Annotated in this window: 11 protein-coding genes and 1 pseudogene; 3 read left to right on the top strand and 9 right to left on the bottom strand. The window is 68.1% G+C overall.

Translation table 11 applies throughout. The annotated features are described in order from the left end of the window. Positions 1 to 14: 14 nt before the first annotated feature. From AB0K28_RS51295 to AB0K28_RS51280, 4 genes are read right to left on the bottom strand one after another with little or no spacing between them, the layout of a single operon-like run. Positions 15 to 773, bottom strand: coding sequence for an IS5 family transposase (locus tag AB0K28_RS51295; protein WP_364385883.1), 759 nt, complete (start codon positions 771 to 773; stop codon positions 15 to 17). A gap of 55 nt (positions 774 to 828) precedes the next feature. Then, positions 829 to 1,398 (bottom strand): hypothetical protein, encoded by a 570-nt coding sequence (locus tag AB0K28_RS51290; RefSeq protein WP_364385880.1) that lies wholly within the window; start codon positions 1,396 to 1,398, stop codon positions 829 to 831. Beyond that, on the bottom strand, positions 1,388 to 2,119 hold the full coding sequence (locus AB0K28_RS51285; RefSeq protein WP_364385877.1) for a 7-carboxy-7-deazaguanine synthase QueE: 732 nt from the start codon (positions 2,117 to 2,119) through the stop codon (positions 1,388 to 1,390). Before AB0K28_RS51285 ends, AB0K28_RS51290 begins: the two co-directional genes overlap by 11 nt. Next, the gene (locus tag AB0K28_RS51280; RefSeq protein ID WP_364385874.1) at positions 2,116 to 2,760 is read right to left on the bottom strand and encodes a 6-carboxytetrahydropterin synthase; all 645 of its coding nucleotides are present in this window, start codon (positions 2,758 to 2,760) and stop codon (positions 2,116 to 2,118) included. The genes AB0K28_RS51285 and AB0K28_RS51280 overlap by 4 nt, the downstream gene beginning before the upstream one ends. On the opposite strand from AB0K28_RS51280, the gene AB0K28_RS51275 reads away from it, so the two are divergent. Both AB0K28_RS51275 and AB0K28_RS51270 read left to right on the top strand, forming a co-directional pair. Further along, a complete protein-coding gene (locus tag AB0K28_RS51275; RefSeq protein WP_364385871.1) occupies positions 2,759 to 4,201 on the top strand; it encodes a hypothetical protein in 1,443 nt (480 codons plus the stop codon). The two genes, AB0K28_RS51280 and AB0K28_RS51275, sit on opposite strands and share 2 nt — an antisense overlap. 872 nt (positions 4,202 to 5,073) lie before the next feature. Next, positions 5,074 to 6,426 (top strand): transposase, encoded by a 1,353-nt coding sequence (locus AB0K28_RS51270; protein ID WP_364385868.1) that lies wholly within the window; start codon positions 5,074 to 5,076, stop codon positions 6,424 to 6,426. 177 nt (positions 6,427 to 6,603) lie between these two features. Here AB0K28_RS51270 and AB0K28_RS51265 read toward each other — a convergent pair whose 3' ends face one another. The 4 genes from AB0K28_RS51265 to AB0K28_RS51250 all read right to left on the bottom strand — a co-directional run bounded on the left by AB0K28_RS51265 (position 6,604) and on the right by AB0K28_RS51250 (position 8,746). Continuing rightward, positions 6,604 to 7,152: a VOC family protein gene (locus tag AB0K28_RS51265; RefSeq protein WP_364385865.1), complete on the bottom strand. Its 549-nt coding sequence runs from the start codon at positions 7,150 to 7,152 to the stop codon at positions 6,604 to 6,606. A gap of 340 nt (positions 7,153 to 7,492) precedes the next feature. After that, positions 7,493 to 7,675 (bottom strand): hypothetical protein, encoded by a 183-nt coding sequence (locus AB0K28_RS51260; protein ID WP_364385862.1) that lies wholly within the window; start codon positions 7,673 to 7,675, stop codon positions 7,493 to 7,495. A gap of 257 nt (positions 7,676 to 7,932) precedes the next feature. Next, on the bottom strand, positions 7,933 to 8,391 hold the full coding sequence (locus AB0K28_RS51255; protein WP_364385859.1) for an SRPBCC family protein: 459 nt from the start codon (positions 8,389 to 8,391) through the stop codon (positions 7,933 to 7,935). A 19-nt stretch (positions 8,392 to 8,410) separates the two neighbouring features. After that, complete coding sequence (locus AB0K28_RS51250; protein WP_364385856.1) at positions 8,411 to 8,746, bottom strand: VOC family protein; 336 nt, start codon at positions 8,744 to 8,746, stop codon at positions 8,411 to 8,413. Positions 8,747 to 8,834: 88 nt separating this feature from the next. On the opposite strand from AB0K28_RS51250, the gene AB0K28_RS51245 reads away from it, so the two are divergent. Further along, a complete protein-coding gene (locus AB0K28_RS51245; RefSeq protein WP_364385886.1) occupies positions 8,835 to 9,467 on the top strand; it encodes a CGNR zinc finger domain-containing protein in 633 nt (210 codons plus the stop codon). A 533-nt stretch (positions 9,468 to 10,000) separates the two neighbouring features. On the opposite strand, the pseudogene AB0K28_RS51240 reads toward AB0K28_RS51245, so the two are convergent. Further along, a pseudogene (locus AB0K28_RS51240) lies at positions 10,001 to 10,480 on the bottom strand (transposase); the annotation flags it as partial. Positions 10,481 to 10,567 lie beyond the last annotated feature (87 nt).

Genomic DNA, 10,567 nt, shown 5'->3' with positions numbered 1-10,567 from the left:
TGCCCCCAGCTTCATCACCCTGCTGCGACAGGGCGAAGGTGGCGGTCTCTCACCTCCACTCGATCAATCAGCGCCTCACGGCGCACCTGCTCCACCACCCACCGCTTGGGCTGGGGGACGAATCCGGTCCCGGCGGGGTTACGCTCGACGATCTGCACGTCGATGCCGCGGGTGGCGCCGTGGGCGACCACGCTGCTCTTGAAGCCTTGATCGGCCAGGGCCGTCTGGACGCTGCCGGGCGGGGTGGCGGCGGCGACCCGGTCCAGCAGCACCTTGCCGATGGCGTTGTCGTGCATCGAGGCTGCCGCGACCACCACGGCGATGACCAGGCCCAGCACATCGGTGGCCAGCCCGCGCTTGCGCCCGGGGACCTTCTTGGCCGCGTCCCGGCCGGTGGTGGTGGCGGGCACCCCGGCCGCGGCACGCACGCTTTGGGTGTCGAGCACCACCAGGCTCGGGTCGGCTAATCGCCCCGCCTTCTCCCGGACCTGAAACCGCAGCAGGTCATGGATGGTCTTGTCGATGCCGTCCCTGCGCCAGGCGGTGTAGTAGTAGACCACTGCGCTACGAGGTGGCAGGTCGTGGGGCAGCATGCTCCACTGGCAGCCGGTGCGGCTCTGGTACAGCAGGGCGTTGACGATCTCCCGCATCTCGTATCTGCCCTGGTGGCCGCTGACCGAGGGGTGCGCGGCCTTCCAGGCCGTGATGACCGGCTCGATCAGGGCCCACCGCTCGTCGGATAAGTCGCTCGCGTAGGGCTTGCGCTCACTCACGCCGTCATCCCAGCACACCCACGCCTACCAGGCAGGCATAACGCTACAGATTCACTCAACCACACTGCGGCATCACGGGCATGAACTCTCGAATCGCCCTCTGATGTGGGTGCAGGAACCACGGCCGCACCACAGCCAGCAGCGTTTTGAGCAGCTGGGCGGTCGCGACGCCGGGCGGGGAATGCTCCTCCAGCACGGCCAGCGCGTAGGCGAGCTTGCCGTACACGCCGTGATCGAGGAGCAGCACGTCGTACCGGCCTGCTTCGGGCCGGTAGTGCAGGCGATGCTGGTCGGCCTCCCGGCACAGCCGCAACAGCACGTCGACGCAGGCATGGTGCGGCACGCGATAGCCGCCCACGCCGTCCCGGGACCGCAGTGGACGATCGTCCAGCAAGGCGCCCATCGCCGCGATGACACCGCTCCGGGGGCCGTAGTGCACGACGGCGGTGCGGTAGCCATGACCGGTCAGGCGCTGCTCGACGATGCGGGCGGTGCTGGTCTTGCCGGCGCCCCACACCCCCTCCAACGAACAGATCAACGCGTTCGGCAGCCCGAACCGCGGATCCGGCACCCCCATCGGCGCGATAACCGGCGGCGGGCCGGAGGAGAAGGGCTCAGCGTCCACGAACATCTCCCCACAGCACGATGTGCGTACGAAGGCTGAGATTCCAGCCGCGGGCCAGCACCTGCTCGGCCAGGTCCCGCGCCCGGCCGAGCACCACCTCGCTGGTGGTGCCCTCGGGCATCACCCACACCGGCGCCAGCGCGTACTGCCGCACCAGGGCGTCGATCTCGGCCAGGTCGGCGCGGTCGCAGGCGACGAACTTGAAGATGACCCGGCCGCTGCCGGCAAGCCTCTGCAGGACCGGCCCGACGACGCGCCGCCGGGCGGCCATCCCGGAGTTGGCCAACTTGGGCGAGGCGTTCAGCCAGGCCACGGCCAGCAACTCCGGCACCGGCGCGATCGTCGCGTTGGTTTCGATCTCGATCCGCTTGCCCGCCGCGCTGAGCTGCTGCGCCAACGCGAGCAGCGCGGGCTGCTGCAGAAGCGGCTCCCCTCCGGTGATCACCACCAGCCCGGGCGCGTCCCCGGTCGCCCACTCCACGACCTCACTCAGCGTCTCGCGGCGGGACTCCGCGCTCAGGTCGTAGCGGCGCTGGTCCCAGGTGTAGGGGGTGTCGCAAGCGAAGGCGGCGTCCGGCGCGCTGCCGCAGGCCAGGTTGCACCTGGCCAGACGCACGAACAGGGCCGACTGACCGGCGCTCGGGCCCTCACCCTGCAGGGTGGGACCGAATCGTTCGGCCACCAGCAACGAATGGTGCCGTTCCAGGAGGTCTTGCGTCATGGCGCCGCCATCCAGCATTCGGCCCACGCGCCCGGCGTCTCCGACACGCGCACCCCGGCCAGCCTGCCGGGAATGCCCTCCTGGACGTGCTCAGCGAACCACTGCGCCAGATGCACGGCCACGTGCTCGCTGGTGGGCGCGACGGGCAAGACCTCGTTGAGGCACCGATGGTCCAGGTTCTCCTTGAGGTAGTCGCCGAACGGCGCGAGCGCGCCGAACTCGGTGACGAATCCCGGCCCCGTCAGCGCCGCCGCCTCCACGATCACCTCCACCCGATAGGTGTGACCATGCAGGCGGGTGCACTTGTGCCCCGGCTTCAGCGCGTGCGGATCGTCGGGGTCGCTGCTGAGCTGGTGCGCGGCATCGAAGCTGAAGCGTTTGACAATCCGGCAGCGCATCCCGTCCGGTACCGGCAATTCGGCCATCGGCCCGACCTTCCTTTGCAGGTCGTCGGCCCGCCCGTACGGCGGGCCGCTCGCCTTCACTTTGAAGCCGCTCTCACCGTGCCGGTAGAGGCTCCGACGGTGCCGATAGTGCCTGCGTGTGATGAGTCGGTGCCCCTTGGCGCCTTTCGGCTTGCGGCGTACAGTCGAGCCAAGGCGGCACCGGTCATCACCCACCTCCTTCGGGCAGGCTCGCATGGCACGCACTCCTGCTTCATCCCAGCCGCCGCGGCCGAACGAGCTGCTCAAGGCACTGCTTGAAGAAGTCGGCTGGCCTCCAGAGACGCTGGCGCGAAAAATCAACGCCGTGCTGGAGCACGATGCCTTATCCAGCAACGCCTGCCCGCGCCGGGTCCACGAGAAGACTCCCTACCACTGGCTGCGCGGCAAAGTTCCGCATGCGCCAGTCCGCGACATCATCGTCGACCTGCTCTCACAAGCTCTCGACCGGCCGATCGCCTTCGACGCGCTCTGGCCCGCGAGCGCCCGTAGCCGCCCGGTGCCTCCGAGCTCCGACCTCATCGGTGACATACCGTGGGATCACGAAGGGCTGCAGACGCTTCTGGGAAAGTGGCCGCTAAGCATGCCGACACGACGCACGTTCCTCGTCCTGAGCGGTGCCGCGCTGACCGGCCCGGCCTGGCAATGGCTGGACACTCCCGTCCCCAACCCGGCTCACCTGGGGACCGGCAGCGCCGTCGTGCCGCCCATGGTCGATCTCGTCGAAACAATCGTGGCCGAGGCTCAGCAACTCGACGAACAGCACGGCAGCAGCGCCGCAGACTTCGTCGCCGCTCAATTCACCGCGGTGGCCCGCCTCGTCCGACACGGCAGCTACGACGCCGCAGTCGGCAAGCGGTTGTGCGCCGCCCTGGCCCAGCTCGCCCAGACCTCTGGCTGGATGGCCTTGGAAGCCGGCGACGACGGCAAGGCCCAGCGCTGGTACATGACCGGCCTGCGGGCCGCGCACTCGGCCGGCGATCCCGCCCTCGCCAGCAGCATCATGGCGTTGATGAGCTACCAGGCCATCACCCTGAGGAAACTCCGGGACGGCCTGCAACTGTCCGCCGTCGCGACCAAGACCGCTGCCCGCGCCCCCTCGATCGTCCAGGCAATCATCGCCGCACGCAGCACCCTCGTGCACGCCAGCGCGGGAGACCACGCCGGGGTCGAATGCAGCCGCGAGCGTGCCGCCGACCTTCTGACCCGCGCGGCCCAAGAGAGCGCTCCGCCGCCGCGGTGGGCCGGTTATGTGAACGCAGCCGAACTGGACGCCATCAGCGGCCGCGCTCTGATCGCTCTCGCACGCCATACCCCGGGGCGGCGCCGTGCCCTGCTCACCAGCGAGGCGGCGCATTTGCTCCATGAACGCGCCCTCGACCCTTCCGACGTCCACCGCCGTTCAGCGCTGCGCCACGGCGCCTGGCTGAGCCGAGCCCACCTGCACAACGGTGACCTCGAACAGGCCGTATCCGTCGCGCAGTTCGCGCTGCAACGCCTGCCCCAGGTCACCTCCGCCCGCTGTGCCGCCCTGCTGGCGGACCTGCGCACCGACTTGATCCCCTATACACGCGGAAACGCCGCCGTACGCGATCTCATCGCAGACCTGGACCGTCAATTGCCACGCCAAGACCCATAAGAAAACAGAGCCAAGGCGGAGCTGGAGGAGATCCGCGCCCGGCAGCGTGCGACCAGCGAGCGGCTGATCGGCACCTACCGTCAGGTGCTGGAACGTCTCGACCCCGGCAGCGAGGCCTCGGCCGCCGGGGTCGAGGCGGTGGCGCGGGCCATGGAGGCGGTGACCTCGTGTGCCGGTAACGCCGGGCAGGTCCAGGCGCTGGGCGAGATGTTGTCGGCGCTTGTGGTGCAGACCCACAGCGTGCAGGCGGTGCGGGCGGCGGTGGAGCAGGCCGGCGGGTTCGCCGCGCAGCTGGCCGACATCGAGGAGGTGGCGGCCTTCCACGGTGACGCGCACGAGCTGCTGGTGTACCGGTTCTTCAAGAAGGACCGGCCGGCGCTGTTCGATCTGGCGGGCAAGCTGCGGCTGAAGGCCACCTCCAGCGACGATTCGGTGCTGGCCGCGCTGGCGCACGCCCGTGGTCACTCACCCAAGCGGCGCGACTTCATCCCGCTGCCCCCGGCGGTGGAGGATGAGCCGGAGTCGGGCATCGCGTTCGCCTCGGGTAACTGGAGGCGCGCGGTGACTGACCGGCGTCGTCCCGGTATGGTGGCGCGCCGGCATTTTGAGGCGATGGTGTTCTGCTACCTGGCCGAGGAATTGCGCACCGGCGACGTGGCCGTGCTCGGCTCGAACGAGTACGCCGACTGGGGCGCCCATCTGCTGCCCTGGGAGGAGTGCCAGCCGAAGCTGGCCGCCTTCTGCGAGAAGGTCGGCCTGCCCGACACTCCCGCCGGTTTCGTCGCCCACCTCAAGGACGCCCACCTGAGCGCGGCCGCGCACCTGGACGCCGGCTACCTCGACAACGCCGACCTGTCATCGACGACAATGGCGTGCCCACCCTCAAGCGCCGCCGCGGCAAGGGCACCGACGCCGAGGCCGAGCGCCTGGCGGCCGAGATCGAACGGCGCATGCCCGAACGCTCGCTGCTGTCGATCGTCGCGCGCACTGCCCACTGGCTCACCTGGTATCGCCACTTCGGCCCCGCCTCCGGCTCCGACCCCAAGATCAAGGACAAGCTGGGGCGGTACTCGCTGGCGGTGTTCACCGGCGGGATCAACATCGGCCCGTACGAGGCGGCCAAGCACATCGCCGGCGTCACCGCCCGCGAGCTGTCCATGGTCCGCAACCGGCACATCACCCTGAAGAAGCTGAACGCGGCGATCGCCGATGTGGTCAACGCCTTCACCGAGCTGGACGTGGTCAAGGCCTGGGGGGACGGCAGCACGGTAGCCGCCGACGGCACCCAGGTGGACACCTACATCGATAATCTCCTGGCCGAGACCAGCATCCGGTACGGAGGATTCGGCGGCATCGCCTACCACTACATCTCCGACACCTACGTGGCGCTGTTCTCCCGGTTCATTCCGTGCGGGGTGTGGGAGGCGGTGCACCTGATCGAAGGGCTGCTGGCCAATGCCTCCGACATCCAGCCCTCCGCCGTGCACGCCGACACCCAGGGCGAGAACTTCCCGGTCTTCGCCCTGGCCACGTTGTTCGGGTTCGACCTGATGCCACGCATCCGCAACTTCAAGGACCTGATCTTCTTCCGCGCCTCGGAGAAGATCATCTATACGCACATCGACCAGCTGTTCGGTGAGAGCGGCCGCAACGTCATCGACTGGAAGCTGATCGACAAGCACTGGGTCGACCTGATGCAGGTGGCGATCTCCATCAGCGAGGGCCGCCTCAGCTCGGCCACGCTGATGCGGCGCCTGCGCTCCAACTCCCGCAAGAACCGCATCTACAAAGCCTTCCGCGAGGTTGGCCGCAGCCTACGTACCGTCGCCCTGCTGCGCTATCTGGCCGACCCGGCGCTGCGGGCCCGCGTCACTGGGGCGACCAACAAGGTCGAGTCCTACAACGGGTTCTCCAAGTGGCTCGGCTTCGGAGGGGTGCTGGCCGACAACGACCCCGAAGAGCAGGAAAAACTGATCAAGTTCAACACCCTGCTAGCCAACCTGGTCGTCTTCCACAACGCCCTGGACATCTCCGACATCGTGCGGCAGCTGGTCGCCGAGGGCTGGAGCATCACCGCCGACCAGCTCGGCCAGATCGCCCCCTACCTGCGGGCCCACATCAGCCGATTCGGCGCGTACGCCACCGACGAACTCCATCACCAGCCTGATCCGTTCGACCCCCTGCTCAAAGAGGTCGACTTCACCGACGTCGAGCTGGCTGCTTGATCAAAAGGGCGGTGGTGCCAGTGCCGAGAGCGCTCGGCTGAGCGTCGGTGCTCTCGGCTCGCTCGGCGGCGTATGACGGCAACTTGTTGATCGTTTGAGTCACGGTTCCCTTGTCCGGACATGATCAACAAGGGTGCGCGCTCGCTCGATGACGTGATCGCCGACACCAGGAGCACATCAACCATCTAGCGCGCTATCTGCCGTCTTGACGGGCGCGCTGCTGCGTCCCACGTCTCGACCGCTGAGTTCGGCGTCTAGCGTCTCCTGAGCCACCCGCATGGCCTCGGCATATACCGGATCCTGGAGCCGCTTCCACATCTCATCCTCGGAGACGTCCTCAACGCTGCTGACCACCCACCAGATGTTGCCGAAGGGGTCCTTGACGCGTCCTCCACGCTGTCCGAAGGCGTTGTCCGCCACAGGGGTGACGACATGGCCGCCGGCGGTGATGGCTCGCGAGAACGTCCGATCCGCGTCGGCGACGAACACGCGCAGCAGGCTCGGGTGGTGGGGCCAGTCTGCGTGCCGGTCAAACGCCAGCACGACCGTGTCACCGACCCGGATTTCACCATGACCGATCAAGCCGTCCTCGGTAGCCACCCGCCCGAGTTCTTCACCGCCGAACGCCTGGGCAACGAAGTCGAGGAAGGCTCCCGTGTCGTCGGTTACGACCCAGGGGGCGACGGTGGTGTAGCCCTCGGGCGCGGCGTTGGTCTGCTCAGGCATCGCTGTCCTTTCCACTGCTCCTGTTTGTCAGCAAGGAAAATAGAGGCACACGCGGCCAGCCTCTTTCCTCAATTGTCGATCGGGACGCAAGGTCCGAGGGACATACAATCCGATCCAGCTCCGGTACAGCAGCGCGTCAACAATTCCGCACATCTCGTCTCTGCCCTGGTGCCCGCTGTCGAGGGATCGGCGGCCTTCCAGGCGGTCACCGTCGCCGTCAGCCTGCGAACCACGGCTGGTGGCAACATCGCGGGGGATCAAGGAGGCGTCGTTGCGGGCGCTGGCGAGCTGGAGCAGGTGCTTCCGTCGCAGCTGCGCCGCCGGGTCAACACCTGCAGGCCTACACTGTGCCCTTGCCCCGCGGCGACGTCGGCGCCAGCGTCGGCTGGGCGGTCCTGACCGCCCTGAGCGCGGTCGGCCGCAACCGGAACGGCTCCGCTTCGACTGCCGCGACCACGCCGGCGCGGGCCTCGGCGCCGCCGGGCCGCCGGAACTTCTCACGTACCTGCAGCGTCTCGCCCACCGATACATCCGCGCGATCACCTCGTCCGCGCGCCTGCTGATCCAACAGGGTGAGCGCCTCGTCGCCGCATGACCACAACACCGTCGGCTCCCCGCCGGGCCCGAAGGCCATCGGGCCCGGCCACGAGTCGGCGGAGGCGGCCGGCTGCCACCGCAGGCAAGAGCCGCCTGCCGCCGAACGGTGGCCAGCCCCGTCCGGTCACGCAACTGGTCACAGTCCTCACCGGGAGGACCGCGACCAGCGATGACGCGGCTGACCTAGCCGAGGTGCTCGCGGGAGGACTCCACCGTCTGCTTGAAGATGCTCAGGCCGTGGTCCATCCCGGCGCCCATCGGGATGGCGAGGTCGTCCGGTCGCACGTCGTGGATCCAGACGAACCGGCTGCGGCCGTCGCCGTGCGGGACGACCTGCATCGAGGCGTTGTCGTGTTCCGGCTGCATGGTGTCGCCGATGACCGAATAGACGAGCCGGCGCAGCTCATCGTCGAGCGCGATGAGCCGCTCCCGCAGCACCATTCCATCGGCGAACGTAACGACCCTGACGTCCGGGTCGTCGAGCCGACTGTCGGTGACGAAGCCCGGCGCCATCCGGACGGGCCCGTCGGTGAAGTCACTGATGATCGCCCACACGGCCGCAGGGTCGGCATCAATGATGATCTCTATTTGCACGGAGGCCACAGCTGTCTCTCTTCTGTAGTGGTGGTGGGATACCGGCATCGCGCGGTGGCGGGTTCGTCTATGCGGCGACGACGCAGAACTCGTTGCCCTCGGGGTCGGCCAGCACGACCCAGCCGTCGAAGCGCGCCACCTCGCTCGCGCCGAGGACCCGGATCCGGTCCGTCTCACCCTCCAGATCATCGGTGAACAGGTCCAGGTGAAGCCGGTTCTTGCCCTCCCGGCCTTCGGGTACGGCCTGCAGGGACAGGCCCACGCCGCTCTTGTTCGCGTCCTCCAGGTAGATGGTGCCTGCGTCGGAGGATGCGACCTGGTATCCGGTGACCGCCTGCCAGAAGGCGGTGCTGCCGGCCAGGTCGTTCGTGTCGATGCAGATGTTGCCGATGTTGACGCTCACCAGCGGCCCCTTCGAATCTAACTAACGTAGCCGTTACGTCGGTTAGGTACCCTACCATTGCCGGTAGCCGGGTAGGCTGCGAGACGTGATGAATGAGCGTGCCGCCGAACTCGTGCCGGACAACCTCGAGGCCGGGACGGCGCCGATGCCGCTGCGCGTGATCGAGGAGTTCATCAACACCCGCCGCCGGGACGGCGACGAAATCGCGACCCCGCAACAGCTGGCGACGTGGTTGCACGCCCGCGGCCTCATACCGGCCGGCACGGTGGTGAACGACGAGCAGTGCGACCACGCCGAACGGATCCGCGAAGGACTGCGCGCGCTGATCGCCGAGAACAACACCGAGCCGGTCTCCAGCCCGCGCCCGGACGGCCTCGACCCCGCCGCCCGCGCCGAACTCGCCGAACTCACCCGCGACTTCCCGCTGATGCTCGACGTGACCGTCTCCCCGCCCCGGCTGGTCGCCCGCGCCCAGGTGCCCGTAGAGGCGGCGCTGGCCAGGCTGCTCGCCATCGCGGCCGAGGCCGTGGCGGAAGGCACATGGACGCGACTGAAGGCCTGCCGGGAGCCGAGTTGCCGATGGGCCTACTATGACCACTCCCGCAACCGGCGCCGGACCTGGTGCTCCATGGACATCTGCGGCAACCGCGCCAAAGCCCGCGCCTCCCACCACCGCAAGTCCACCGCGCCCTTGACCGCGGGCCAACCGGCAAACCGATGATCCCGCGCCGCTGACCCGCCGACCTCGCTCCGTCCGGGCGGGTGCGAAGCTTTGCCTCTCTTTGGGAGGACTCAGGTCACGAGGGGTCAGCCTCGGCTGGCGCAGTTGGACGGGCCGAAGCGGTTGCCATCCGCTGGCGTCGAGCTTGGCCAGTACCGCCCCTTGCTGATACACCCATCCCACTCGTGGAACGCCAGGCCCAGGGCGGACACTTTCACCGCCCGGGCGACGTAGTCAACTGCGTCGGGCAGTTCAGTCTGGACCACGGGGGATCCGGCTTTCTCGCGGGACTGACGGCCACCTGGCCACGATTCTTATCCCGGGTTGTCAAGCGAATTGGTGGTCAAACGCCTGCAGGCCTGTCGGGGCATATCAGGCAAGTAGACCCAGCACGTCGAGCGTGAGGGGTTGGCGCGAAGGCATTCGAGCGTGTGAAGAGGCGATCGATCGGCGATGGGCTGTTGCGATCAGGCGCGGTCACGTCCACAGACGTGGTGTATGAATCGATCTTCGAGTGATCCTGTTTCTGCAGGTTAAGCCGTAAGTGTCTGCGGGAGTGGGTTCTGGGTCGGTGTGTCGCCGGCGACGAGCCGGACGCGGGCCTTGGCGAGGATGTCCAGGCCCATGTAGCGGCGGGCTTCGGTCCATTCGTCGGTCTGCTCGGCCAGTACCGCGCCGACCAGCCGGATGATGGCGGGTCGGTCGGGGAAGATGCCGACCACGTCGGTGCGGCGGCGGATCTCCTTGTTCAGCCGCTCCTGCGGATTGTTGGACCAGATCTGCCGCCAGGTCTCGCGCGGGAAGGCGGCGAAGGCCAGCAGGTCCTCGCGGGCGGCGTCCAGGTGCTCGCAGGCGGCCGGGTACTTGGCTTCCAGGGCGTCGATGACCCAGGCGTGCTGGGCGCGCACGGCCTCGGCGGTGGGCTGGTCGAAGATGGTGCGCACCAGGGTGGCCACCCACGGCTGCGCGCTCTTGGGCACGGTGGTGAGGAGATTGCGCAGGTAGTGGAGCCGTAAAGAAACAAGGTGTTGCTTTTCGATCTTGAACTCGTTGACTTGGTATGGGCATACGGAGCGAGGTCCGCGATCAGCTTTCCTTGC

The sequence above is a fragment of the Nonomuraea sp. NPDC049504 genome (assembly GCF_040676845.1).
Taxonomy (GTDB): Bacteria; Actinomycetota; Actinomycetes; order Streptosporangiales; family Streptosporangiaceae; genus Nonomuraea; species Nonomuraea salmonea.
The sequence above is the reverse complement of the archived record's forward strand: the minus strand, read 5'-3'. Positions and strand labels throughout refer to the sequence as shown.

What these genes read in the sequence shown, in the direction of transcription:
- AB0K28_RS51285 (WP_364385877.1), bottom strand. Translation starts at nt 2,119, where the DNA reads ATGACGCAAGACCTCCTGGAACGGCACCATTCGTTGCTGGTGGCCGAA.
- AB0K28_RS51275 (WP_364385871.1), top strand. Translation starts at nt 2,759, where the DNA reads ATGGCACGCACTCCTGCTTCATCCCAGCCGCCGCGGCCGAACGAGCTG.
- AB0K28_RS51280 (WP_364385874.1), bottom strand. Translation starts at nt 2,760, where the DNA reads ATGCGAGCCTGCCCGAAGGAGGTGGGTGATGACCGGTGCCGCCTTGGC.
- AB0K28_RS51265 (WP_364385865.1), bottom strand. Translation starts at nt 7,152, where the DNA reads ATGCCTGAGCAGACCAACGCCGCGCCCGAGGGCTACACCACCGTCGCC.
- AB0K28_RS51255 (WP_364385859.1), bottom strand. Translation starts at nt 8,391, where the DNA reads ATGCCGGTATCCCACCACCACTACAGAAGAGAGACAGCTGTGGCCTCC.
- AB0K28_RS51245 (WP_364385886.1), top strand. Translation starts at nt 8,835, where the DNA reads ATGAATGAGCGTGCCGCCGAACTCGTGCCGGACAACCTCGAGGCCGGG.